We start from the raw sequence: 26931 nt of genomic DNA on the forward strand, positions 1-26931 counted from the left end.
CCTGCTCATAGGGCAGGTGCTTGTCTGGTTATCTCGACTATATCTATAGCTATATCGGATGCTGCGATGATAGATACAAAAGGGGGCTAGCGAATTAGTTCGTCTTTTTCGCGCCTGTCCATTCTTCACCGGACAGGTACTTTTCCGTCAGAATCGACAGCAGCTGAATTCCAACTTCATTATGTCCACCCTCAGGGATGATCAGGTCAGCGTACTTTTTGGAAGGCTCGATAAACGCTTCGTGCATCGGCTTCACTGTTGTCAGGTACTGCTGGTGAATCGATTGGATGCTGCGACCGCGTTCTTCGATATCACGCAGCACACGGCGCAAAATGCGCACATCCGGGTCGGTATCCACGAATACCTTGATATCCAGCTGCTCGCGCAGCTTTTCATCGGACAGGACATGCAGACCTTCAATGATGACGATGTTGTTCGGCATCAGCTCCAGACGCTGGTCTGTAAAACGAGCATGCATCGTAAAATCGTACACAGGTGCATACGCCGTCTGACCTTGCTTCAGCTCGCCCAGGTGCTCGATCAACAGCTCGTTGTCAAACGCGAACGGGTGATCATAGTTGATCAGCGCGCGTTCTTCCAGTGTAAGATGCGTATGATCCTTGTAATAGTTATCCTGCGAAATAAACGTAACTTCCTTGCCTGCACTTAGACGTTCGATAACGGAGCGTGCGACAGTTGTCTTGCCTGAACCGGTGCCACCGGCAATACCAATAATGAGCATGGCGTTAACATAAACCTCCCTGGATATATCGTAATATTATGGTTGGGCATGTGGAAGCATGACAATCGGAAAGTGTCGCTCCTTAATGAAGCCTTTTCCTGCCATACGACCGTGCCTGTAAATGAAGTAATTTTTGCACGACAAAACCAATTTACATTCAGCATCTGACATTGTAAATCCGGTGAAAAATAATCATGATTTTTACGGGACAAAATTTACACACTACTAATATTTTAGAATAGCACAGCTGAGCCTTTTTTTCACCTGATTTCAAAAGGTTTACACAGGAAATATTACATTTTGTCAAATGACATTTATCTGGATTGCTTTAGTATAGAGGCTATACGCTCCAATCGAGCATGGAAATTGAGGCAGAAACAACAAAATGATGAACCGTGCACAGCAGCATAAGACTTTACACGATGGGGATATACCGTGATCGGATGCCCTGTCACAGCGGCGAATAGGCAAAGAGTGTCCAATACACAATATGCATAATCTGGCGAATGGAGTGGTGACGATGAAGCAGCAGCAACAGCTATTCGTAAATGTAGACCGACTGGAGCAGACAATTGAGGCGTTTGCTGATTATGGGCGTACAGAGAACAATGGCGTGACCCGGCTGGCGCTGAGTGAGCCAGATATCGCGGTACGCAGGTATTTTCGCCAATGCTGTGAAGAGCTGGGGATGACGATGGCGGTCGACGATCTGGGCTGTATGTACGCCACCTATGCAGGCACAGAGGATGTACCACCGATTGTGATCGGCTCGCATATGGATACCGTCAAAAAAGGTGGGCGCTTCGATGGTATTCTCGGTGTGCTCGCCGGGCTTGAGCTTGTACGTACACTCAAGGATTACGGTATTCAGCCACGTATTCCGATTGTGGTAATGAATTTTACGAATGAAGAAGGTGCCCGGTTTGAACCATCGATGATGGCATCCGGTGTGCTCGCCGGTCGTTTTGATGGGGATACGATGCTGGCAAAGACCGATCCAGACGGCATCACATTCGGTGATGCGCTGAATGCGAGTGGCTATGCAGGAGAGCAGCAACATCGTATTCGTGAAGCGACCGCTTATCTGGAGTTACATATTGAGCAGGGGCCTGTGCTGGAAAGTGAGCAGCTGGCGATTGGGCTGGTCGATTGCGTCGTTGGCATGGTCTGCTATGAGATTGAGGTACAGGGTGACTCCAATCATGCCGGTACAACACCGATGTCGATGCGGCAGGATGCGCTATTCGCAGCGAATGATCTGATGCTGATGCTACGCGAACAGCTCGCACCGCTGGACGAGGAGCTGGTGTACACGATGGGACGCATGAATGTGTATCCGAATATTCATACGGTCATTCCGAATCGAGTTGTGTTCACACTGGAAGCACGACACAAGGAGGAAGATATCGTGCATCAGGTGGAGCAGATCATTGGTGCGCTACCGAAGCAACAGGGAGGCTGTGAGGTCAAGGCTACACGGCTGTGGAATCGTAATACCGTCTGGTTCGATGCCCATGTATGCGGTGTATTACAGCAGGCGGTGAAGACACTCGGTTATTCGCATCGTACGATGGCGAGCGGCGCTGGACATGATGCTCAGTTCGTAGCCGACTTTTTACCGTCAGCGATGGTATTTGTGCCTAGCGTGCGTGGGAAAAGTCATTGTGAGGAGGAATTTACGCCATATGAGCAATGCGCACAGGGCGTAAATGTGTTGCTGGAAGCGGTCATGCTCATGCAGGAGAAGTCATAAATGTTAAAATGAAAATGATCAAAATAACACAATGCCCATTACTGCCGAACCGAGAATTACGAGCAGAGGATGGGCTTTGTAGCGTACAATGGCTACGAATACCGCTGCACCGATCAATAGCGTCAGCCATGTTTTCAGCTCACTCAGTGCCGACCAGCCGCTACCGAGTCCGAAGTGAATCGCCGCATAAGCGATCAAGCCTGTTACGATGGGGCGCAGACCATAGAATGACGATTTGACCACCTGACTGCTATTGAGCCGATAAAACAATCCAGCTAAGGTGATCACCAGTACAAGCGAGGGGAGCACAATACCGAGTGTGGCAATCGCAGCGCCAGGTATGCCAGCGACCTGATAACCGATCAGGGTAGCGCTATTGGTCGCGATCGAACCGGGTGCCATCCCGGCCAGCGAGACGGTCTGACGAAATGGCTCAGCCGCCATCCAGCCATATTGCTCGGAATCATGCTGAATAAGCGGAATAACCGCATAACCACCGCCAAACGAGACAAAGCCTATTTTTAAAAATGAAATAAATAGCTGCCATAATAGCATTATTGCACCTTCTTCGTGATGTCGATCATGTGTTCATCATGTCGTTTATTTACATCTAAATATCCAATTAAATGTAGTATTCGATATATGTCGTGTTGTCCTTACCGGAGCCGCGTTCTTTTTCCGTACGTATACGTAAGCCGAGCGCTTTTTTCACCCGTACGATCAGTAGACCGATCACCAGTCCAGATAAAATAAGGAAGATCGGATTCAAGCCAGTTAATAACAGAATCATGAGGGCTGCCGCCGCCACGATCATCGTTGTGCGATCAAACAGCGAGCTTTTGCCCATACGATAGGCGGCAACCGCGATCAGTCCGATTACCGCCCCTTTAATACCTTGAAAGGCAGCCTGTACCTTAGGCTGATCATGGAACAGAGAGTAAAATAAGCTTAATACAAACACGATCAAAAAGGTCGGCAACGTAATCCCAAGTGTAGCCGCGATGGCTCCTGTTACACCCGCCATCCGGTACCCAACAAACGCCGAGGCATTCACGCCTACGCCACCCGGAGCCGAGCCTGCTACCGAGAGCAGATCATTCATTTCATCCTGCTCAATCCACCCACGACGCTCTACAACTTCTCGCTCAATCATCGGAATCATCGCATAACCGCCACCAAAGGTTGCTGGCCCAATTTTGAAAAATACCCAGAACAGATCGATCCACATCGCTAATCCACGCGCAGGTGGTTGAGAGGTAGAATCCGTTCGTGCTGTTGAAAATAACATACTAATCCGTCCCTTCTGTATACGTCTAGTATACCATCTTTTTACCAAAATGAAATTAACTACAGATAAAAGAATTGTAAAATCGACAAAATAAAGCGTAAAAACGATTTTTTAAAGTCGATATCTAGTAATTAGATTAGTTTTGAAGAAGAAAGATGCTCTGTAGAATGATGAATGAGTTATCTTTTTTTGATTTTGATAAAAAGTTTGCGCTAATTAGCACTAAAATAATATCCACACGGGCAGAACTGAATTCACACGAGCGGTACTAACTGGCTTACTCCGTACATTTGACAACCGCTTGCACACCCACGTATCATAGAACCCAAAATCCGGTCATGTACCGGAATAGATACATGAATGGACTGGTAGTATGTCGGCGCTTTCGTCCCTGCGTATGGATGACCTGATTGTCAGGATCGTAAGTCAGCGACAGGTCGTTCATGATACAGGAGGAGATGAAAAGATGCTGTCATTTTTCAAAAAGGATAAAACAGGCCCGATCGAGGCATTCGCTCCCATTACAGGTAAAGCGGTCGATCTGTCGAACGTGCCTGATCCCGCATTTGCCGAAAAGCTGATGGGTCAGGGCATTGCGATTGAGCCCCAAGAGGGGAAGGTACACGCACCATTTGATGGTAAAATCGCGCAGCTATTCAAAACAAAACACGCCATGCTGATCGAGCATAGCTCTGGCATTCAGGTGCTGATCCACGTAGGTGTCGATACGGTATCGCTCAAGGGCGAAGGCTTTACGGCTCATGTGGCGACAGGCGATAAAATCAAGCAGGGTCAATTGCTGCTCGAATTCGATATCGCTCAGATTCAAGCGGCAGGCTATCCGGTGATCACGCCATTCATCGTGCCAGATGGTCAGGATGCGGTGAAGGGTGTTACCGAGCAGTTGGGTGACGTTATCGCCGGGCAACAGCAGGTACTGACTATTCAGCGTTAAGCTACTGGAAGTAGCAGCAGGATGGGATCTGGAGCAACTGTCCGTATTCGCAGCCTGTCTGCATCGCATGTAGTCATGTAGTTAGTATAGTGCGGTCATCTGAATCCACGTTGTACACTTTCTTATACGAATGCTCATCCTGCTGGTATCTCCATGATCCGGCAGGATTTTTTGTTGTGCCGTTTTGTCATCTGGAAGCTATGGTATAGTGGAAGTAAGGCGTTTCGGCAGTGAGGTCGAGCGATTACGATGCAGTACAGTCAAGCTTTGCGGTTAATAAAGGTAAGGATCAGGTAGGCTGAACTAGACGAAGGATGGAGTAGAGCGATGAAATTATTGACGTTAAATGTACATGGCTGGCATGAAGAGAATCAGCTGGAGAAGATTGGACAGCTGGCGGATTTTATTAATAAAGAGCAGTTCGATGTGATCGCCATGCAGGAGGTCAATCAGCGCGCGGCAGAGCCGCCATTGGAGCCATCCCATCTGGAGCATTATTTTGCGGCGGATGCGGATGCCGTTATTCGGGCGGATAATTATGCGTATGTTTTACTGTCACGTCTGCAAGAAAATTATCATTGGACATGGGTGCCGGTGCATTCGGCAGCACGTGGCCGTTTTGATGAAGGACTGGCAATTCTGTCGCGCACACCGTTTAATGATGCGGTATTGGGGCATGTATCGACGCAGCGAATCTATGAGCATTATAAGACGCGTAAGGTGCTTGCTGTACGCACAGAGCATGAAGGACAGGAGGTATGGCTAGCCAATGGACATTTTGGCTGGTGGAATGATGAGGTCGAGCCGTTTCGTCCGCAATGGGATCGGGCGGAGGAGCTGCTTGCGCCGTGTCAGCAGGAGCCGATTCTGTTTCTTGGTGACTTTAACAATGTGGCAGAGATCCGTGAGGAAGGCTATGACTATATGATAAAGCACATCTGGAAGGATACGTATACGCTGGCTGTCGATAAGGATAATGGACATACCGTAACCAAGTCGATCGCAGGCTGGGAAGGCAATGAGCATCCGCTACGGATTGATTATATTTACAGCAATCGGGAGCTACAGGTGGAACGATCGCGTGTGGCGCTGAACGGCAGTAATGGTGCGGTGGTGTCGGATCATTTTGGCGTGATGGTCGAGCTGAAGCTGTCCTGATGGCTACGCATATCGCTACAACAAACGGAATAGGAGGTGTCCAGAATGGGCAATGAAACGATCCGACTCGGAATGGGCTGCTTCTGGGGACCGGAAGCATGGATCGGCGCGATGGAAGGTGTGGTGGGCACGATGGCTGGATTAGCCGGTGGACAGAGTGAAGATCCAGGCTATCGTCAGCCAGCGGATCATTCGGAAACGGTACAAGTGGTATATGATGAAGCCGTGCTGCTACTGGAGCAGCTGCTGGAGCAATTCTGGCAGCGTCACCGTCCGGCTGCGATTAATGGCTATCGAGCAGAGCCACGGTATCGCTCGCTCATTTTATGTACTAATGAACCGCAATTGCAGGTGGCACAGCAGCTACAGCAGGCAGACGAGGCGCGTAAGGAAACGATCATTCGTCTGGATACGACCTTTTACCCGGTGGACGAGCGGCATCAGAAGTATTATTTACAGCGTCAGCCTGATGTACTGGAGCAGCTGGTTGAGCTATATGAAGCGACCGTATCGGATTGGGATGTTAAAGCACTGGACACCACACTGGCGGCAAGGCTGAATGGCTGGACTCGTCAGCAGACAACAGTGGAGCGGATACGCGCAGAGCTACCGAGCTGGCCGGAGCCACTTGAGCCACTGATGCAGCAGCGTTACGAGCAACTACTGGACACGATGATAGATAGGAGCGTAGCGAATGAAAACTAGCATTTTCGATGTCGCCAAGCGATCCGGGCTATCGGTCGTGACCGTATCGCGTGTGCTGAACGGTGCAAAGACCGTACGTGAGAAAAATCGGCTCAAAGTGCTGGAAGCGATCCGCGAGCTGGATTACCGTCCCAGTGCAGCAGCACGCTCGCTGGCAAGAGGACGAACGGGAACGATTGGCTTGATCGTGACAACGCTACAGGATTCCTTTTTTGATTCGGTCGCCAAAGAGATCAACGATCTGCTGGCTGCTGAGGGCTACTATCTGGCGATCTCTGTCTCGCGAGGGTTGGATCATAGCGGTCAGCATTATATGATTCAGGAGGATCGTCTGGATGGGTTGATTCTGCTATCACCGGTGGAGGAAGAAGACTTTGTCCGTGAGCTACGAGCACGCCATATTCCGTATGTGCTGATTGATAATCAGCAGCCTGCGCATAATGAGGAAGCGGTGCAGATTGATAACTATCGTGGTGGCTATGTCGCAGGGCGGCATTTGCTAGAGCAGGGGCATCAGCGTATCGCGCATTTATGTGGAGAAGAGTTGTATCGGAGTACCGTTGAGCGCAGACGGGGCTTTGTGCAGGCTTTGCAGGAAGAAGGGCTTGAGCCGATGATAATCGAGCAGGGTGAATATAGTATTGGATTTGGCTATGCAACTGCTCGGCGCTGGTTAGAAGCAGATACGCTTCCTGAGGCTATATTTGCTGGAGATGATTATATTGCGCTGGGCTTTATCAATGCGTTATTGGAAGCAGGCTTGTCTATACCACGCGATATTTCCGTGATCGGCTATGATGATCAGGTGATCGCTGCCAAGCTGCATCCCCTGCTCACCACCATTCGTCAGCCCGCAGATGAGATTGCTCGTGCAGCCGTCCAGCAGATGCTACGTAAAATTAATGAGCCCGATCAGCCCGTACCAGGTGTGTGTATTCGTCCAGAGCTGATCATTCGTCAATCAACCGCTGTTCGCTAACAGCGGCTTTTTGCCGTGATTATCGAGCGGTGAAGGATGCTAAGTCGTGGATAAAATGCAGTGATTAGAATCGAATCCATCAAGCAAACCACGGGGAAGCAAGTATGATCAGCACCAGATAGAGCAACTGAATCGCTGTACGTAATGGTAGTGGCGTTACCGGACGACCACCGAGTGTTAACTGCTGTCTAGCAGCATGCACATTAGCAGGGAATAGCGCCAGCATGAGCAGAAATAGCCCAATTGCCGCGATGCCATTAATCACGGTAAAGGGAATCACCAGACCGATCGCACCCATAATTTCGAGTATGCCTGTCAGACTGACCAGCATCGCAGGACGAGAAAAAAAGGGTGGCACCATACGAATCATTTCTGCCCGACGTTTGCCCCAGTGTGCAGAGGCAGTGATCAGAAGCATGATCGCCAGAGCGATTTGCAGACACGGGTGCCAGTGATTAAGTGTCTCCACACCTGCCCAGCCGATTATCCGTAGCACGACAAAAGCAATCGTTAATACAATAAGAGAAATCATACAGCAGTCTCCTTCCAAATCGTTATGCTAAGATTCACTCTACAAAGGCTCGGACGACATACCCAGCAGCGAACGAATCATATGCTCGCGTAGCTTGGGCATGTGCAGCTGCGCGTCATTCGGCGTATCGGCAAAGGAATGACTCACCCGTAATCCAAACTGAATAAGGGTGAAATACTCGGCAACGAACCTTGCATCGACCGTAGCAGGAATGACACCTCGCTCCTGTCCGCGTACAATCCAGCGCTCTGCATACTGAACCGATTGCCGCTGAAAGTCCTGTAATGCTTGCCGAATGAGCGGATCATCCTCCTTACCAAGTAAATATAAAAAGACTCGATTCGTCATCTCCTGCGGATCGGTCAGCTCCATCATGCGCTTAATAATCGCATCCATCGGTCGATAAAAGTCCGGCTCCTGCTGCTGCTCGACTTCATGCTCAAACTCTGCATCAACGGATTCCAGCCGCTCATTGAGTAGCCAGATGAAAATTTCATCGCGACTGCGAACGTAGTGGAAAATCGCTCCTTTGGACAAGCCAGAGCGCTCCATCAGATCGTTCATGGTGATGGCATGTACATTTTTCTCTCGCAATAGCTCACGCGCTGCCTGGAGCAGCTTTTGCTGGGATAGCTGGCGTCGTTCCTCGTTCTTCATCGTATTACCTCCTAAAATTTTCATCCGTAGACTAGCTGGTTTGCTCTTTTATAATCGAATCATGCTTTGTTCAGCGATAGTAGATAAATATATTATAAAAACAGACCATCGGTTTGTAAATGAAAAATGTATACATTCACGAATGCATACATTCGCGAATCCATCCTACATATCAGCTGCTCCAAGCTTGATTATTCACAATTCTCCATCTATAGATCGAATAAAAAATAAACCCGAGCGATGAACCGGAATACTAGCGTATCCAGCCAATCACTCAGGCAGGTCATAATAGGGTGATCAGTTATTCAGATGGAGCTGATCGGTTCTATCTAAAGCTATCGATTCGGCTAATATCAGCCTGTATAGCTTCTCTAACCTCATACTTCGCTAAATTCACGCCGCAGGCTAAACAAGCTCTGTAGCTCATCATTCGACAGCTCCGTAATCCAGCCCTCGGACGTAGCGATGATGTTATTGCTGAGCTGCTGTTTGCTTTCCAGCATCTCATCGATTCGTTCCTCCAGTGTGCCAAGTGAGATAAACTTATGCACCTGCACATTACGCTGCTGACCCATCCGATAGGCTCGGTCGGTTGCCTGATTCTCGACGGCAGGATTCCACCAGCGATCGACGTGGAATACATGGCTTGCTGCGGTCAGGTTCAAGCCGACACCACCTGCTTTGAGGGACAGGATGAATATATTCGGTTCGCCGGGAGCCTGAAATTGCTCGATCATACGGTCACGGGCAGTTTTAGAGGTGCTGCCGTTTAGGTATAGCACAGGCTCATTCAGTTCCTCGCTTAATATGCGCTGAATCATCTGCCCCATCCCGATATACTGGGTGAAAATAAGACATTTCTCGCCTTCCTCACGTAGCTCGCGTACCATTTCCAGAAGCCGCTCCAGCTTGGCAGAGCGATTGATCAACGCATCATTTTCCATACTTAACTCTTCCGGCTCCTGATCCTGTCCTTCCTCCAGCGTCTGTGGCATATGCACCAGATCGGGATGATCGCAGATCAGCTTGAGCTGGGTGAGTGCGGACAGAATTGCGCCTTTGCGCTTCATTCCCTGTAGCTGATTCACCTGCTGCATGAGCTGGTTGACCGCTTGATCGTACATTGCGCCTTGCTCCGGGGTCAGGTTCAGATACGTTTTCATCTCATTTTTCTCCGGCAGATTGAGCTGGATATTCGGGTCTTTTTTCGTACGGCGCAACATGAATGGCTTGACCATACGCTGTAGCTCCAATGTGCGCTCCTCATCCTGCTCCTTCTCGATCGGTGTTGCAAAGCGATCCTGAAATCCCTTCATTCCGCCCAGATAGCCGGGCGTGATAAAGTCATAGATCGACCACAGCTCTGCCAGTCGGTTTTCAATCGGTGTCCCGGTTAGTGCGACACGGTGCAGTGCATGGAGACTGCGTACCGTCTGGGATTGACGGGTTTGTGCGTTTTTAATATTTTGCGCCTCGTCCAGACAGACGGTTGCCCAGGTGATCGTTTGAAGTAGCTCCTGATCAAGCGATGCTGTGGCATACGAAGTGAGAATCACATCATGCTGCTCCACTAATCGCTGGAAGTCATCACCACTCGTGCGCTTACTGCCATAATGTAGTGCAACGCGCAGCGAAGGGGCAAAGCGTGCGATCTCCTTTTGCCAGTTGCCCAGCACCGAGGTCGGACAGACGACAAGGGAGGTAGGCGTATATTGATCTTCTATATCCTTGCCGTATTGCTGAGCGCTGGATCGATCATCATCTGACATCACAGACGGATCGCTCTGCGCCTCTGCCTGTCGCGCGGCTATCGTCTCCGCATGTGTGATCTCCATCTGTGTCATACGAGCGGCATCCTCACGGATATGCAGTAGATAGGTGATCAGCTGAATGGTTTTACCAAGACCCATATCGTCGGCAAGACATGCACCCAGACCGAAGCGCCGCAGGAAGCTAAGCCAAGAGAAGCCTTCCTGCTGATACGGGCGTAGCTGTGCCTGTAATCCGTCCGGTATAGGGATGAGTGGTAATTCGTTTTGCTGACTAATCTGGCGAATCAGCTCATCCAGCTGTGCATTCAGCTCGACCTCGATCTCGATGCGCTGCATTTCCAGTAGCTCTTCGTCCTCAGCTTCTGCCTCCTCCGCACCAGCCGACTTGCCCTGACGCATCAGATGCAGCTGTAATACATCCTGAAACGATAGACCGCGTCGCCGATCAATACCGCTCATCGCGCGCCGAATCTGTTCGAGTAGCTCAGGATCAAGCACAATCCATTGTCCACGGAATAGCGCCAGCCGCTCCTGCTTTTCCGCAAGCTCAAGGAACTCATCCTCGCTTAGCTCCGTCTCGCCAATCGCCACACGCCAGTCGAAGTCGATCAGCGCGTCCAATCCGAAGAAGGATTTGCCGGTACGCTTGTCTTCGTCCTCGCTTAGCTTTGCTTTGAGCTTTGGTCGCTTGCGGCGTGCTGTTTCCCACCATGCAGGTAAGAGGACAAGCCAGCCAGCCTGTAATAGCCGGTTACTGTATTGGGATAAGAAGCGCCATGCCTGCTCATTGCTCAGGCTACGTCCGATCATGTCGTCATCGGTGCCGAATTGCTGAATCGGTAGCACCGCCCGTAGTTGCTCACGCCAGTTGGCAGAGCGATCCTGTACAGGCGCTTCCCAGCCTGTCGGCCAATCGCCACGCGCTAATCCATCCAGCCGTAGCTGTACCGGCACCAGATGCGTCTCGTCCTGCTTATCCTGAAGCACGAGCCGTAGCCGCCAGCCACTATTCGTATCCTCTGGCTCCAGCAGCTGAAGCGCGGGACGGAATGGAGCGGTATCACTTTTCCAGCCGATCGTGATCAGCCAGGTCGACTCGTCCAGTCCAGCCGTGCTGTTATTACGGTCAAATAAAGCTGGAAACTCGCGCCGCAAATCCGCATTTTCCGCCTCCGAATTATAGTATCGCTCTGATACAGATGCAGAGAACGCTGCCTGCAATCCAGCCAGCATTTCAGGTGTGACATCGTTTTTCAGTGCGCTTTGTAGTGCCTGACGCTGTGCACGCGGCACGGCTCGCAGCAATTGCTCCGCATCCCATTTCCATTGCAATCGTCCGCGGCGATAGGCTGCCAGTGAAGGCAGGTACTTTTTATCATTCAGGCAGGCGAGCAGGGCAGGGGCAAGCAGGCGTAGGGTAGCGGCCTCTTCCTCCCAGCTCCAGCGCACATGATGCAGCAGCTCTGCCTCGGCAAAAAAGGGAATAACCTGCTCGGCAGGCAGCACGATCAGCTCGACCTCCGGTGTCTGCTCGATCTGTAGCTCTGTCCCGTAAAAGGATGGCTCATGCCAGGCAAAAAGCAGCTGCTTTAGATACATTGCCGGTACAAGCCCATACGCTTCCTTGGTGCCATAGATGAGAGCATCCCCATATTCACTCAAGCCAACGCGTACACTGATATGTTGTAAATGATGACTCATGGAATTAGCTTTCCTTTCCGCAATTCTTCCTGCAATGCACGCAATCGACTGTTCCGCGCCGCAAATTGCTCGATATACTGCTGCCAGCGCTCATCCTGCTTGAGCCGCGCATACAGCTTGGCTAGCCGCTTGAGCAGCTTGACGGCTGCCTTGTAGCCATCGCGATTTTTGTGTGACATATGACGCTCTACTGCCTGATGGTAAAAGGGCAACAGCAACTGTGGAGCGCCTGTCTCGACAGGCTTTAGCTCGGTCACCTTATAGTTAGCTGGATCACGTCCAGAGGATAGCTGGTAATCCATCCAGCGTTCATATTTGCCATAAGCGAGTAGCTTCTCTTCATACATGCGTCCGCCCAGCGGCAATAGACTCTCTAAAGCGCTCCACATCTGCGGCTCGGCTTCTGGCAGCTGACGCACCGCAGCATCCCAGTGATCGGCATACGATGCTAACTCCGAATACTGTCTGCGCAAGATAGGAGCAAGTGCTGCCAGCCACCAGACAAGGCGCTTCCATTGCTCATTCGCCGCCAGCTCACTCGTCACATCGGGCAAGCGTTCCGGGTAAAAGTCATGCCGTGCTGCCGCTTCCTGAATATAGTGTAAGGACTGCTCATCCTGTGCCAGTGAAAAGTGAATATAGCTCTGCGCCAGCAGAAGCGAATGATGAGCAAAGCGTGCATGCGATGATCCCGGGAGCGGCTGTTGATCCCGCTCGGCGGCTTCGGCAGCAATCTCATCCAGTATGCGTTGCTCACGCTCCAGTCGCTGTCTGCCATCCGGTAACGTACAGCCCCAGTATCGCCAGAACAAATAATAGCTGTTCAATAATGTATACGTATCCCGCACCTCGGCAAGCATATCTCCGCGTAGTACAGCCAGTAGCTCCGTCCATTGCTGACGCTCGATATCCGTCGTCAGTGTCGGTAGAGGCTTGCTTAATAGCTGATCGATTCGGCTTTGCACCTCGCCTGCTGCCAGACGGGTATGATAACCGAGCGATAACGGTGAGGTGCCTGTCGTTTTGTGCATCGGCAGCATCACCTTGCTGTAGATCGTCAGCTCCGCCAGTAGCTGATAAAACTGGCGTGAAGCCGCAGATAGCGCCACTGGTTGAAGCTTCAAAGCAATCTCCAGCGCCTGCTCGGTATAAGCAACATTGCGAATACTCGTTTCAATCGCAATCAGCGCTTCACGAATCTGCTGCTGCCAGACGGCTACACTAAGCTCTGCCGGTTGGGAGGCATTTGAATTCATAGATATCCATCTCCTGCATCAGTTCAACTTTTGATATCTCCTTATTATATCATTTGCAGACCGAATGAATCTTGTTATTACATGTATCTCACTAGGAATATAGGCTTATTTACTGGAAAATGCTCTAAAGCACGCGTTCATTTACCGATAATAAAATACACGAGTTATTGTCGTATCGGTATTCTTTTTAGCGTGTAGGATACGTCGGTTATGTATGCAACGGGGTTGCACTTATTTTGTGGAAAGGAGAATTGGAATGGAATTCTCCAGTGATTTTTTGACGAAGTATGATAGTGAAGCAGAGCTTCGCTTTTTGATTGATATGATCCCTGAGTTGATCGTGCTCAAGGATGGAGAAGGGCGCTGGTTGATGTGTAATCGATCGGTTCGGCAGCTTCTTCAATTGGAAGAAGCACAATACAAATATAAAACCGATCGAGAAATCGCTGAACAGTATCCAGCATTACGCGAGATCATGGAATATAATCATGTGACAGATGAGCAAGCGTGGAACAAAGCATCTACGCTAATTATAGAGAGATCATTCGAGGAATACGGTCGCTCCCAGGATTTGTGGGAGATTATCAAAACACCGATTTTTGATGGAAAGGGAAATCGAGAGCGCTTGATGTCAGTGAGCCGTAATATTATGCAGCGCAGATTAATGGAAAAGAAGCTGTATGAGAGCCAGGAACGGTTCCGATTTATCGCTGAAAATATAACCGATATCGTAACGATTTTTACGATGGATCGGCAGATTGATTATTTGTCTCCCTCACTGGCGAAGGTGCTTGGTTACGATATCGAGGCTGCGATGAAGCAGCCGCGCTTTACGATACTGCATCCAGATGATGTACCGGATTTTGCCAATGCTTTTGAAGCCATGTTTTCTGGTGAGCTCGCACAATCAAAGGTCGAGTGCAGATATCGTCATATACAGGGGCATTATATCTGGTTTGAGATGAGCATGTCGCGAGTGAGTCATGACGATGGAGAAGAATATGTACTCGTGGTCGGAAGAGATATTAGCGAACGTAAAATACATGAGCAGCAATTGAACTCGCTCGCGTATGTGGACCCGCTCACCGGCGTGCCGAATCGTCGTTATCTGATGAAGCAGCTGGAGCAGGATATCAAGACTGCTCGCCAGCATAACACCATGGTCGGCGTGTTGTATCTGGATGTAGACCATTTCAAGCAGGTGAATGATACGTTAGGGCATGAACAGGGTGACCAGCTATTGATTCAGATGGTCGAGCGCATTACCGACGAGCTTGGCCCGGTGGACACGATTGCTCGAATTGGTGGCGATGAATTTGTAGTGGTGCTACCGATTATGACGGATCGCAATCAAATTGCCTGGATGGCAGAGACGGTATGTAATACACTACAACAGCCGTGGCAGCTGGGGAAAGCCTCTGTGGTGACAGGCTCATCGATCGGTATTTCCATTTACCCTAACGATTCGATTAGTACAGCTGATCTAATCCGTCATGCAGATAAGGCATTGTATGAAGCGAAGCGTGCGGGAAAAGCACAGTTCGCCTTTTACGAGGATGTCTTCTTGAATGGACGCTAGCTGGATCGATAAATGAATGCTTTTCTTTTGTAGTCTTCTGTATAAAAAGAAGGTAAAGCTTAGATCTAGCATGATGAATGTACACGATCTCAAGCGAACAAAACACCCGATCAATCGCAGCACTTAAAGTTCATATAACACGTACAATCAATAGTATCAGCTTCTGACGCGATATGTTCCGGCGTATAGAAGCTGATTGTTTATACTTTTTTCATACATATTTATGAATTAATATTCATTTCAATGTATATTGTATAGAACAGATGGTAGCTATTATGAAGTGAATGTACGGAATCTATGTATAATGAATGGAATATTAACGATAGAGGAGGCAAGTCTATGCTCGATCTGACAACGATGATCGGCTTCGCTCTGGTCGCGCTCGGTATGGTGTGTGCACCGGGGCCGAATATGATTTATTTGCTATCCCGCTCGATTACACAGGGAAGGGTGGCAGGCGTGACATCCTTGCTGGGGATTATGCTGGCTTTTACCGTCTATATTATCGCCACCATGCTGGGCTTGTCGGCATTATTTCATGCAGTTCCGTTCGTATATGAGTGCATTCGCTGGCTGGGTGCTGGCTATCTAGTATGGCTGGCATGGAAGTCGATTCGTCCGGGGCAAGCATCGCCGCTGGAGCCAAAGCCACTATCGATCGATTCACCGCGCAAATTACTGGTCATGGGCTTTATGACGAATCTGCTGAATCCGAAGGCAGCGGTGCTGTACATTTCCTTACTACCACAATTCATCGATCCAGCGCGCGGCTCGGTATTGCTGCAAAGTATGGAACTGGGCTTCATCCAGATCAGTATTAGCTTTCTGATCAATCTGCTTATTGTGCTTACAGCAAGTCAGATCGCCGCATGGCTTGGAGCGCGTCCGCTCTGGCTCAAATGGCAGCGCTGGCTAATGGCGAGTGTACTAACAGGTCTGGCAGCACGGATGGCACTGGATCGCAGCAAATAAGCAGGTAATGATGTAGAGCATTAGCGATCTAGTGATCATCATGTTAGAGCGACAAGCATGTACATCATAGTTTCTTCTTCTCAAAGAGCAAAGTAACATACACGGCATAATGAATAAAGCCGGATTATATATCCTTTTTCAGCGGATACCATTCAACGCAGACGCGGATGAACGGTATCCGCTGTTATGCTTATCAGGCTGTGTTGTCGCTTCCGTATTCGTTTATTTATAGGTAATATCTAGTTGAAATGTCTTTAATACAGTAAAACATTTTGTGCCGCTGGTACCATTTTTGTGATACCATAATAAGACAAAATTAGACAAGCCGTCTAGCTTTTTATGAAAACGTTATCAGTTATGACTTCTTAAAACGCCATATTCACGATTCGTCCTATATAATGCAATCCTGCTGTTGTTAAGATGACTTCAAGCGTAACATCCAGTCCTATAGGGAGTGTCCTGATGAAAGAATTATGCAAAATATTAATCGTAGACGATGAAGTACTCGTGCGCCAGGGCATCAAGCATTACCTTGTCTGGGAGCAGTATGGCTTTCAGATTGTCGGCGAGGCTTCCAATGGACGCGAGGCGCTGGAATTAATCGCTGAGCTACGTCCACATATTGTCATTACCGATATCGTGATGCCTGTTATGGATGGAGAGGAATTCACCCGCATCTTGAAGCAGAGCTATCCTGAGATTGAGATTATCGTATTAAGCAGCTATGGAGAATTTAACTATGTGCGCTCGACGTTCCAGAATGGGGTCGCTGACTACATTTTAAAGCCAAAGCTCGAAACGCAGGAGCTACTTCAGGTATTGCAAAATACAGCCCGTCGTATTCCTGCCATTCAATATGATGAAGAAACGGGCAGCGAGCAGATTACCGTCGATCATATACTGGAAAAGTGGATCGCTGGCTTTGAAGCCGATGCGGAGCCTGCGCTGTTAAAGGAGCATTTTCCGTATCCCTCCTTTTATCTGGTGGGCGTGCAGCCGCGTCTATCCAGTCTGGGTGGTGGCGAACAGCTAGTCCAGCAAAAGAGCAGTCATATCGCTACGACGAGCGCCCGATTAGCCGAGGTGCTGGAGCAAGCGGAGCTTCCGCTCGCCTTTCGTCCGGTTGCGGCAGACCCGCAGATCGTTGTTTTCGTGCTTAATCTGAGCACAATTCATTATGATGAAACGGTTGAATTGCTGCGCCAGCTCGCTCAGCATATGCTACGTGAGACGAACACCGCGCAGCTTGCCTGGGCGCTCAGTGAGCGCTTTGACCAGATGGAGCAGATCGGCGAGGTGTATCAGCAGCTGCTCAAGCTGCTCGATTATCGATTTTATTTTCCAGATCATGCGCTCATAATCGGCTCAGAGCTGCCCGCCCCGGCTGAGGTACGCGGTTCATTTAATCTGAAGGAATTTACCGAGGAGCTGCGCCGGGATAACTTTAACACCGCTTTTGCGGCACTGCGTGAGTATGTGCAGACACTGTCGGCGAACTATCTTGCGACTCCATTTGAGCTCAAGTCGTTTTTAGGAAATATTATTTTCAATATTATTACACTGCTTGGTAATCAGGACTATGATGTACGTCAGCTCGACGAGGAAAAGTATGACTATTTCCGCGAAATTAACGATGCACTGGATGTACGCCAGACGACTGCATTATTAAATAGCTTTTTGCAAAAGGTCGATGCACGCATTGCCGAGCGCTCCGGGCAGAGTCAGGGCACGACCAATATGAAGATGCTGCTGGAATATATCGAGGAGCATTATGCGGAGCCGCTCAGCCTGACCGGTCTTGGACAGCATTTCCACTTTAACCCTTCGTATTTGTCGAGTTATTTTACGACGCATAATAAGGAAGGCTTCAGCGAGCATTTGAACAAAATTCGAGTGCAAAAGGCAGCCGAGATGCTCAAGGATGACCGCTATTCGATCTCAGAGATTAGCGATCGTGTCGGCTATTCCGATCACAGCTACTTTACGAAAGTATTTAAAAAATGGACAGGGCTGTCACCAAGTCAGTATCGGCGTCAGCATGCACGCTAAAGCAGCCAAATCACCAAAAAATGAGTGTGAGCAAGCATGAAGATCAAACAATATATGCAACGCTTTGAGCAGCAGGGTCTAGTGTTCAAGCTGTTTATCGTGATGGTCGTCAGTATTATCGCTGTCTGTCTGTTAACGTCACTGGTGACGATTCGGATGTCTGAGCGTCTATTTACCGAGACGTTCAGCATTACGAACTCCAAGGTGCTGAATCAGATCAAGACGAGTATGGAATCGCTCAATGATTCGATCGTGAATGCGGTCAGCCATGCGTCTCAGAATGGTACTGTAAAAAATTATCTCGCAGGCGGAGATGGCGACTCGATCAGCGCAGGAGCGACCTATTTTAGCATGGGGCAGCAGATGAAGCAGATCAAGTCGAATGTGGATGCCTACGATGTCGGGGTGACTATGGTCGGCGTCAATGGGCGTAGCTATACGTCCGACTGGTCGTATTGGCCGGTAGACGCGAGCAATCTGGCAGATAGTATGATTACGAAGCATACCGTTGATCAGCCGCGCCGCCTGATGTATCAATATGATGAAGAGACAGCCAAGGATGGCAAGGAGAACTACATTATCGCTTCCAAAGCCTTAATGGAGCGCACGAGCGACTTTCTATATGGCACGATTTATGTTGCGATTCGCGAGGATCAGTTCAAGCGCTTTTATAGCAATTTTACGAGTACAGGTAATGATGTGCTTATTCTCGACTCCAATGGACGTATCGTCTCATCCAATCAAGACAAGCTGATCGGCACCTTCTCGCCGCAGCTGCTCAAGGACGTTACCGAGATGCAGGAGCAGCAGATGAGCTATAAAAATGCCGATGTGATGGGGAAGAATCATATTATTTTATCCAACTATATTCCAGAATATGACTTCTACCTCGTCAATCTGATTGATCGCCAGTATGCGGTCGGGCAGATCATTAATGTGCGCGATATTGCGCTCATCTGTATCGCTATCGTTGCCGCAGCCCTGCTGACCGTGTTCCTCATTTCCCGTCGCTTAACCCAGTCACTCACCCGTCTCGTACGGCAAATGTCCACCATTACCGAAAAGGACTTTGGCAACTATGTAAATGTGACGGGCAGCTATGAGGTGCAGGAGCTGAGCCGTGCCTTTAACTATATGCTGGACGAACTGAACGATTATATCGCCCGTCTACTCGAAACGCAAAAGGAGCAGCGTAACGCCGAGCTGGCCGCGCTCCAGCGACAGATCAATCCCCATTTCCTGTACAATACGCTCGCATCGATCAAAATGCTCGTACAAAAGGGCAATAAGGAAACCGCCGCCGAGACGATCAATGCACTGATCTCTCTGCTGCAAAATACGATCAGCAACGTCAGCGAGACGATCACAATCGAGCAGGAATTAGAAAATATGAAAAACTACGTGTTTATCAACCATGTCCGGTATGGCGGCAAAGTGCAAGTGAACTACTTTGTCTCGCCCGACTGCATGGACTATCATGTACCCAAGCTGATCATTCAGCCGTTTATCGAAAATGCATTTTTCCACGCCTTTAACGAAAAAGGCGCTGGCGTTATCTACATCATGGTATCCCGTCAGGATGACATGCTCGTCTGCGAGGTCGTCGATAACGGAGACGGCATGGACGGCTTCTCCGATTCCGCCGAGGGCAGCCGCTTACCGAATCCAAAAAGCAAACGCCAGCTCTTCACCGGCATCGGCGTTCAAAACGTCCACAACCGCATCACCTTACTCTACGGCGAGCAATACGGCGTAAGCATCTCCAGCAAAAAAGGACAGGGCACCAAGGTTAAAGTGACCTTACCGCTTATTCTGGAGCCGATGTCTGACGATATGTCATAAGTAGACTGCATATCGAAAATCTAAAATGATCCGCGTATTAGCTGCAACATTTTCCACTTGAAAAGCCACCGAATCCTCATCGATTCAGCGGCTTTTTTATTTGAACTATGAAGTGTATGAACACATGCTGATTTTTATATGCAGCATTATGAGCTGATTGTAGTGTTATTCTTGCTTGAAAATGAGGCTAAATTGCTTTGGCATGCTTTTTTAGTTGATATCATGATGGAATGGACACCACTCCGGGAAGGAATAAGGGGACGGACTCCCGTCTCGCACAGGAATCTACGGAGTAGGAGAAAGTTGTAGATTCCCGCGCTCAAAAGTCGTCCGTTCCCCTTATTTCCTTCCCTGCGTTCTGTGCGTATCTATGTACTTATAATTATGTATACTCCATCGTTCAAGTACATAGAACTCTTACATACGTGCTTGCTTGCCTGAAATTAGCCCGAATGGCATCAGCAATCAAAAATGCTCATTTCCATCAAGTGATTATTTATTTTAAGCTTGAAAGTGATAAGTCAGGATGGTTCGTAGCCTGTCTTTTAATTGCAAAAATAATAAAAGACGTATGAAGTTGTGAGAGCAACATTGTATTGCCGCGATTCTAATACTGCCTCTTAATCTAACGTACAAAGTGTGATGGTTATTGTTGCGTGTTAACTAATGCATAGAACGGAGACTTTATAGTATCTAATGACTTGGTAGAAGAAATAATGAAGAATAAAGCCACTTTGATACAGGCACTTAAAAGATCGCATTAACTATGCAGACTGCATGATACGTTGCGCTATTCACGGAACGGAGGCAAGGAAATAAGGGAAAAGGACGACTTACAGTGTTAGCGACTTCCTAACACGATGTTCAATGAAGAGTGATTTTTGCGAAAGCAAAATATCTTACTGCTTTGGAGCCCGGGAATCTACATTTACTCCTAATCAGTAGATTCCTGGGTTCCACCTGAGTCCGTTCCCTTATTCCTTGCCGTAAGTGGTGTATGCTTCAACTCATAGTGATCCTCAGAACGCCCATCCTTGCAATACTTATCTCCTGCATTATCATCATAGAATTTCATGTAATCGATGATACTGTGTATTGCGACACCTCAGAAGTTCTCGCTTTTAGCAGGGTATCACTTCGCCCCAGCCCGACGATGCCGTCTTACATACCACACAATCCCTGCAACGCCCACAACCGCAATAATGACATAAGCCACACTCGAATAAATATCCATAAACTCTGTAATCCGATGCCAGTTGTCCCCTAGCATCGCACCAATAATGACCAGAATTGAGTTCCAGATTACTGTACCGATCGTCGTAAACAGCAAGAATAGCCCGAACTTCATATTGGACATGCCTGCTGGAATCGAGATCAGGCTGCGTACGAGCGGAATCATGCGGCAGAATAGCACCGTCCAGTAGCCGTATTTATCAAACCAGGCATCTGCCCGATGAACGTCTTCTTTTTTAATACGTAAAATATGACCCCAGCGATCGATAATCTTCTCTAGTCGCTCGACATCAAGCAGACGACCTACACCATATAAAATGACCGCACCCAGCACCGAGCCAATTGTAGCGGCGATAATGACACCGATGATCGTCAGGGAGGAATTGGTCGTCATAAAGCCGCCAAAGGGCAGCACAATTTCCGAAGGAATCGGTGGGAATACATTTTCCAGCGCAATGATCAGGGCGATGCCGACATAGCCAAATTGCTCCATAAAGCTCGTAATCCAGTTTTGCAAAAGAACCCTCCTCAGTAAGGTTTTCACTCCAGCCATCGTCTACTATATATACCGATGAATAGCCAGTTGGAAACATGATGATGGTAACGTGTATACGTTGGAACAACTGTCCGCACTTCAATCATTAGCAAATTTGTACAAAATGACATATGAAGAACGGAAGAAATGATATATCCCTTACGTGTATATTGGCTCATTACACCGAGGGAATACCTTGTTATTTCCCTGAACAATAGCTTATTCCAGCTTATAAGCTATTGTTCAAGGGCTATCCAACTCTACCCATCACATTTGCATAAAATATACACTACTTCCTATGGCGATGTAAAATGTACACGCGATGTCAGCCTCACTGTATAGGCATTAGCGACATGCGATACTTAGCGTTACAGCTTCATACGGTTAGAAGAATAAGAACAGATACGGGCAGACTGCTTGCTTGATTAGTAGTCGGGGTATAAAAGATGGTAAGATAGAAGGGGCTGGCACGTTATGCCGCTTTGTACTCTGAGCTTATCCAGGACGGGATGAGTGAGGTGAGGTACAGGGCTCTTGTGCAACATCCTGATTGGCCGCATCTGCTTGTATGACGATCAATGGAGGAATAGAATATGATGAAACGATGTTCCAAGCTATTTTTAACAATGATAGTTGTAATAGGATTAGTGGGCGAAACGACTGCGGCTACAGCAGCTACCACGAAGGCAGCAGCGACACCGGACATTCAGGTGATCGTGAATAATTCGACTGTCTATGTAGGGGTAACAGCTTATGTGGAGCAGGGAACGACGATGATTCCAATTAAAGCGCTTCAGTACATACCAGGTAACTCTACGATCTGGAACAATATTACCCAGACCGTTACCGTCAGTCAGGATGGCAATGTGATCACGCTTGTTATCGGACAGAAGACCGCTACGATTAATGATCGTACGGTGCAATTACCCGTCGCACCTGAGCTTCGTGAAGGACGTGCCATGGTGCCACTTCGTTTTATCGCTGAAGCCGCACAGGCAAAGGTATTCTGGAATTCGACAGGGCGCACCGTCTATGTAGCGAAAACACCGGATACACTGCTTCGTCAGCTGAGCGGTACCGATCTGGCTACAGCACGTGCGGCAGCAGTGAACATTCCGCGTATTAATCGTCTCAAAACGTTTACGCCTTCGGACAATTCCAATAACGGCATCTACCGTTATTATTTCCCGCAGGGACAATCGTATCCGTTCTTTGAGCAGCGTGGAGATGTCGTATATTATTACGAAATGCAAGAGAATCACAGTGAGCTGGTCTGGACGGCGAAATTGAACCTGAATCAGCAATCCCGAGATAACCTGTTCTTCCTGCCGTATGCAATCGAGCAGGAGGATGGCGTCATGCCAAATATTCTTACCAATGTAGCATTCTACGATACATTAACAGCCAATGGTGTCGTGCGGTATGGCTATATCGAGAATCCGATTCTGTCTTCTGGAGCACAGGGCGGAACAGAAGCAACCTTCCCGAATATTCCGGGCGAGCAGCAGGTGAAGTAGTCCAGACGATTAGCTCCTGCCGTATACAGCAGGTAAGCGTCACGGATTCAGGATGCACATAGAGAAAGGGATAGAGCTAGGAGTTACATCCATACGCCATTTTAGCTCTGGACCATTTTGCATACGAAGCCAGATCACAGCCAAAGAGCCAGGTAGAGATAGTAACCTCTGCCTGGCTCTTTTTTTGTCGGAAAAAGGCTGAAACCCAATTGGTTTTCCAACATTCTACTTTTGAAAGAAAGATAAAAGCGGATACAATACCAGATGATATTACCACTCAATCTAAATATAGTACCAAAAAACAAAAATAGTACCAAATGATAACGCTACCAAAAGAGGTTGTGCCAATAATATAACAAATCCGTACAAATATATTCCTAACATCCGATGAAACCGGAATGGTAAGATTAGCTTGTCAATAAGCAAACGCTTTCAAAGAGCAAAACATTATACAAGAGCAGGGGTTGAAACAAGATGAAAAAACTGATGTTTCTTTTACTGGCAAGCGTACTGCTGCTGTCCGCATGTTCTAGCGGTGGCGGAAACGCAAGCTCAGGTTCCGATGCATCCGCTAAAGAAATCACAATCTGGGCATGGGATAAAAACTTCAACATTGCCGCACTGGAACTTGCCAAAGAAAAATATATGAAATCTCATCCTGACGTGAAGATCAATCTCGTTGAGAATGCACAGGCTGATATCGTACAAAAGCTGAACACTGGCTTGAACTCCGGTACAACAAAAGGTCTGCCTAACGTTGTTCTGATCGAGGACTATCGTTCACAGAACTTCTTGCAAGCGTATCCAGACTCTTTCGTGGATATGTCTGACAAAATCAAAGCTTCTGACTTTGCAGATTACAAAGCAGGCCCTACAAGCTACGAAGGCAAGCAATACGGTATTCCATTTGATTCTGGTGTAACAGGTCTGTTTGTACGTACAGACTATCTCAAACAAGCGGGTTACACACCAGACGATCTGCAAAACATCACTTGGGATCAATACATCGAAATCGGTAAAAAAGTCAAAGCCGCTACTGGCAAAGACATGCTGACTCAAGATCCTAACGATCTCGGTCTGATCCGTGCAATGATCCAGTCCGCTGGTTCCTGGTACCTGAAAGAAGATGGTACTACGCCAAATATCGCTAACAACGCAGCACTGAAAAAAGCGCTGGAAACATACAAAGCTATGTATGATGCAAACATCGTAAAAGCTAACTCTGACTGGAGCCAATTCCTGGCAGCATTCAACAGTGGTGACGTAGCATCCGTACCAACAGGTAACTGGATTACACCATCTATCAAAGCTGAAGCTTCCCAATCCGGTAAATGGGCAGCTGTACCGATTCCAGTTCTGAGCGATGTACCTAACTCGGTTCACGCTTCTAACATCGGTGGTAGCTCCTGGTACGTAATGAACGTAGACGGTAAAGACACAGCTGCTGATTTCATGGCTTCCACTTTCGGTTCTGACAAAGACCTGTATCAACAAATGCTTGATAAAGTTGGCGTTCTGTCTACATTCAAAGCAGCTTCTGAAGGTAGCGCATACGATAAAGCTGACGAGTTCTTCGGCGGTCAAAAAATCTATGCTGACTTCGCAAAATGGACAACAGAAGTTCCAAAAGTGAACTACGGTCTGCACACTTATGCGATCGAAGATATCATGACTGTTGAACTTCAAAACTACCTGAACGGTAGCAAAGACGTTGACACGATGATGAATGATGTACAAACACAAGCTGAAGCTCAACTGAAATAATCCGGACATTGTAATGAATGGGGAGATAAAACCTTGGGCTGATCGTTCAAGGTTTTATTTCCTTATTATGACCGGGGCTGTAAACCATACCTGAAATGTGTACGTCGCAGGCTAAGCATATAAAAATAAATAAGCAAACCGGCGATACGAGGGAGATGAGACGATATGAAAACCGCTGAACCCGCATTGAACCAGAGTCAAAAAGCAACACGCTCACGCATGGGCAACCGTATGAAAGAAAGCATTACCGGCTGGGTATTCGTTGGAATCGCAGCAGCCTTAATCTGTATTTTCTTCTTCTATCCTATGATCCAAGCGCTGATCCTGTCCTTCCAGACAGGTAAAGGCATGAACTTGAAATTTAATGGCCTTGATAACTACACACGACTGTTCATCGACACGACCTTTATCATGGCTGTCAAAAATACATTCATCTACCTGCTGTTCCAGGTACCGCTGATGGTCGTACTGGCACTGTTTATCTCGGTACTGCTGAATGACCGCAATTTGAAATTCAAAGGCTTTTTCCGGACAGCGATCTTCCTGCCATGTATCACTTCCCTGGTTGCTTACTCCGTTGTATTCAAATACCTGTTCGCACCAGACGGTCTGGTTAACGGTATGCTGCTGGGCCTGCACGTGATCGGTACACCGATTCAGTGGATCACCGATCCATTCTGGGCAAAAATCACAATCATCATCGCCATCACATGGCGCTGGACAGGCTACAACATGATCTTCTATCTGTCCGGTTTGCAAAATATCGATAGCTCCATCTACGAAGCAGCACGTATCGACGGTGCTTCGGCAGTTCGTCAATTTTTCAGCATTACTGTACCACTGCTCAAGCCAATCATTCTGTTCACATCGATCACATCGACGATCGGTACACTGCAATTGTTCGATGAGGTTGTGAACATTACGAAGGGCGGACCGGGTAACGCAACGACAACAATCTCGCAATACATCTACAACCTGTCGTTCAAATACTCACCGGACTTCGGTTATGCGGCAACGGTATCGTATTCGATCGTAATTATGGTTATCATTCTTTCCTTCATCCAGTTCAAAGTGGCAGGTGAGCGTAATGGCTAAGACGAAAACAACATTCACATATTTATTCCTTATTGTCGCAGCATTCGTCTCGATCTTCCCGTTCTTCTGGATGATCGTTAGTGCGACGAACCTTTCGGTAGACGTTACACAAGGTCGCCTGCTCCCAGGCGCTCATCTGATGGACAATCTGGCGAAGCTGACCAGCTCCGTCGACATTTGGACAGCGATGGCGAACTCGGCTAAAATCGCGGTATCCACAACGCTGCTGGCGCTGCTGATCGCTTCACTAGCAGGCTATGGCTTTGAAATCTATCGCAGTAAAGCAAAAGATATCGTATTTAACATCCTGCTGCTGTCGATGATGATTCCATTTGCAGCATTGATGGTGCCTTTGTACCGTATGTTCGGTAAAATCACTAACTTTGTTTCCTTCATCGGTATTGATACACCTGCTGCGGTCGTTATTCCAACGATGACAACGGCGTTTCTGATCTTCTTCTTCCGTCAAAGCACGAAAATGTTTCCAAAGGATCTGCTGGAAGCAGGACGTATGGATGGACTGAGCGAGCTTGGATTGTTCTTCCGCATTTATATGCCAACGATGAAAACCACATATGCAGCAGCTGCGATCATCACGTTCATGGCAAGCTGGAACAACTACCTGTGGCCACTCGTTGTTTTGCAAACACCAGAGAATCAAACGATTCCACTGCTCATTTCCAATCTGGGCTCCGGTTATGCACCTGACTATGGCGTAATCATGCTGGCGATCGTGATCTCCACACTGCCAACAGCGCTTGTGTTCTTCCTGATGCAGAAGCACTTTGTTGCAGGTATGGTCGGTTCGGTCAAATAATAGCTGTACATCGCTTTAAGTAAGAAGTGC

Annotated in this window: 21 protein-coding genes; 13 read left to right on the forward strand and 8 right to left on the reverse strand. The window is 48.2% G+C overall.

Translation table 11 applies throughout. The features are described from left to right. Nucleotides 1-94 precede the first annotated feature (94 nt). Entirely contained in the window at nucleotides 95-742 is a 648-nt protein-coding gene (gene udk / locus SK066_RS00955) for a uridine kinase (RefSeq protein WP_188774526.1), read from the reverse strand. Nucleotides 743-1262: 520 nt separating this feature from the next. Here udk and SK066_RS00960 point away from each other — a divergent pair. Further along, a complete protein-coding gene (locus SK066_RS00960; protein ID WP_320543278.1) occupies nucleotides 1263-2495 on the forward strand; it encodes a Zn-dependent hydrolase in 1233 nt (410 codons plus the stop codon). A gap of 18 nt (nucleotides 2496-2513) precedes the next feature. Here the strand turns inward: SK066_RS00960 and SK066_RS00965 are convergent, their stop codons facing one another. Next, nucleotides 2514-3050, reverse strand: coding sequence for a chromate transporter (locus SK066_RS00965; RefSeq protein ID WP_320543279.1), 537 nt, complete (start codon nucleotides 3048-3050; stop codon nucleotides 2514-2516). A gap of 67 nt (nucleotides 3051-3117) precedes the next feature. Further along, nucleotides 3118-3783 (reverse strand): chromate transporter, encoded by a 666-nt coding sequence (locus tag SK066_RS00970; RefSeq protein WP_320543280.1) that lies wholly within the window; start codon nucleotides 3781-3783, stop codon nucleotides 3118-3120. 466 nt (nucleotides 3784-4249) lie between these two features. On the opposite strand from SK066_RS00970, the gene SK066_RS00975 reads away from it, so the two are divergent. The 4 genes from SK066_RS00975 to SK066_RS00990 all read left to right on the forward strand — a co-directional run bounded on the left by SK066_RS00975 (nucleotide 4250) and on the right by SK066_RS00990 (nucleotide 7580). Then, nucleotides 4250-4738, forward strand: coding sequence for a PTS sugar transporter subunit IIA (locus tag SK066_RS00975; protein ID WP_320543281.1), 489 nt, complete (start codon nucleotides 4250-4252; stop codon nucleotides 4736-4738). Nucleotides 4739-5065: 327 nt separating this feature from the next. Further along, the gene (locus SK066_RS00980; RefSeq protein ID WP_320543282.1) at nucleotides 5066-5896 is read left to right on the forward strand and encodes an endonuclease/exonuclease/phosphatase family protein; all 831 of its coding nucleotides are present in this window, start codon (nucleotides 5066-5068) and stop codon (nucleotides 5894-5896) included. A gap of 45 nt (nucleotides 5897-5941) precedes the next feature. Then, on the forward strand, nucleotides 5942-6601 hold the full coding sequence (locus tag SK066_RS00985; RefSeq protein ID WP_320543283.1) for a peptide-methionine (S)-S-oxide reductase: 660 nt from the start codon (nucleotides 5942-5944) through the stop codon (nucleotides 6599-6601). After that, entirely contained in the window at nucleotides 6591-7580 is a 990-nt protein-coding gene (locus SK066_RS00990; RefSeq protein WP_320543284.1) for a LacI family DNA-binding transcriptional regulator, read from the forward strand. Before SK066_RS00985 ends, SK066_RS00990 begins: the two co-directional genes overlap by 11 nt. Nucleotides 7581-7659: 79 nt before the next feature. Here SK066_RS00990 and SK066_RS00995 read toward each other — a convergent pair whose 3' ends face one another. The 4 genes from SK066_RS00995 to SK066_RS01010 form a co-directional block, all read right to left on the reverse strand. Continuing rightward, nucleotides 7660-8112, reverse strand: a complete 453-nt coding sequence (locus tag SK066_RS00995) for a DoxX family protein (RefSeq protein ID WP_320543285.1) — start codon at nucleotides 8110-8112, stop codon at nucleotides 7660-7662. 39 nt (nucleotides 8113-8151) lie between these two features. After that, entirely contained in the window at nucleotides 8152-8769 is a 618-nt protein-coding gene (locus SK066_RS01000; protein ID WP_320543286.1) for a TetR/AcrR family transcriptional regulator, read from the reverse strand. 377 nt (nucleotides 8770-9146) lie between these two features. Further along, on the reverse strand, nucleotides 9147-12242 hold the full coding sequence (locus tag SK066_RS01005) for a DEAD/DEAH box helicase (RefSeq protein WP_320543287.1): 3096 nt from the start codon (nucleotides 12240-12242) through the stop codon (nucleotides 9147-9149). Beyond that, nucleotides 12239-13498, reverse strand: a complete 1260-nt coding sequence (locus tag SK066_RS01010; protein WP_320543288.1) for a hypothetical protein — start codon at nucleotides 13496-13498, stop codon at nucleotides 12239-12241. Before SK066_RS01010 ends, SK066_RS01005 begins: the two co-directional genes overlap by 4 nt. A 256-nt stretch (nucleotides 13499-13754) precedes the next feature. Between SK066_RS01010 and SK066_RS01015 the strand changes: the two genes are divergently transcribed. The 4 genes from SK066_RS01015 to SK066_RS01030 all read left to right on the forward strand — a co-directional run bounded on the left by SK066_RS01015 (nucleotide 13755) and on the right by SK066_RS01030 (nucleotide 19940). Continuing rightward, nucleotides 13755-15077 (forward strand): diguanylate cyclase domain-containing protein, encoded by a 1323-nt coding sequence (locus tag SK066_RS01015; protein ID WP_320543289.1) that lies wholly within the window; start codon nucleotides 13755-13757, stop codon nucleotides 15075-15077. A 339-nt stretch (nucleotides 15078-15416) separates the two neighbouring features. Further along, nucleotides 15417-16049 carry a LysE family translocator gene (locus tag SK066_RS01020; RefSeq protein ID WP_320543290.1) on the forward strand — a complete coding sequence of 211 codons (633 nt, stop codon included), beginning with the start codon at nucleotides 15417-15419 and terminating at the stop codon, nucleotides 16047-16049. 462 nt (nucleotides 16050-16511) lie between these two features. Beyond that, nucleotides 16512-18098, forward strand: coding sequence for a response regulator transcription factor (locus SK066_RS01025; protein WP_320543291.1), 1587 nt, complete (start codon nucleotides 16512-16514; stop codon nucleotides 18096-18098). A 42-nt stretch (nucleotides 18099-18140) separates the two neighbouring features. After that, nucleotides 18141-19940, forward strand: a complete 1800-nt coding sequence (locus SK066_RS01030) for a sensor histidine kinase (RefSeq protein ID WP_320544772.1) — start codon at nucleotides 18141-18143, stop codon at nucleotides 19938-19940. Between the two features lie 1132 nt (nucleotides 19941-21072). Here SK066_RS01030 and SK066_RS01035 read toward each other — a convergent pair. After that, on the reverse strand, nucleotides 21073-21690 hold the full coding sequence (locus SK066_RS01035; protein WP_320543292.1) for a DedA family protein: 618 nt from the start codon (nucleotides 21688-21690) through the stop codon (nucleotides 21073-21075). A gap of 611 nt (nucleotides 21691-22301) precedes the next feature. On the opposite strand from SK066_RS01035, the gene SK066_RS01040 reads away from it, so the two are divergent. The 4 genes from SK066_RS01040 to SK066_RS01055 all read left to right on the forward strand — a co-directional run bounded on the left by SK066_RS01040 (nucleotide 22302) and on the right by SK066_RS01055 (nucleotide 26901). Beyond that, nucleotides 22302-23225: a copper amine oxidase N-terminal domain-containing protein gene (locus SK066_RS01040; RefSeq protein WP_188774512.1), complete on the forward strand. Its 924-nt coding sequence runs from the start codon at nucleotides 22302-22304 to the stop codon at nucleotides 23223-23225. Between the two features lie 474 nt (nucleotides 23226-23699). Continuing rightward, the gene (locus SK066_RS01045) at nucleotides 23700-24989 is read left to right on the forward strand and encodes an extracellular solute-binding protein (RefSeq protein WP_320543293.1); all 1290 of its coding nucleotides are present in this window, start codon (nucleotides 23700-23702) and stop codon (nucleotides 24987-24989) included. Between the two features lie 165 nt (nucleotides 24990-25154). After that, a complete protein-coding gene (locus SK066_RS01050) occupies nucleotides 25155-26084 on the forward strand; it encodes a carbohydrate ABC transporter permease (RefSeq protein ID WP_407673729.1) in 930 nt (309 codons plus the stop codon). Further along, nucleotides 26077-26901 (forward strand): carbohydrate ABC transporter permease, encoded by an 825-nt coding sequence (locus SK066_RS01055; RefSeq protein ID WP_320543294.1) that lies wholly within the window; start codon nucleotides 26077-26079, stop codon nucleotides 26899-26901. Before SK066_RS01050 ends, SK066_RS01055 begins: the two co-directional genes overlap by 8 nt. The last annotated feature ends 30 nt before the right edge of the window (nucleotides 26902-26931 follow it).

This window comes from Paenibacillus hunanensis, from assembly GCF_034055775.1.
Classification (GTDB): domain Bacteria; phylum Bacillota; class Bacilli; order Paenibacillales; family Paenibacillaceae; genus Saccharibacillus; species Saccharibacillus hunanensis.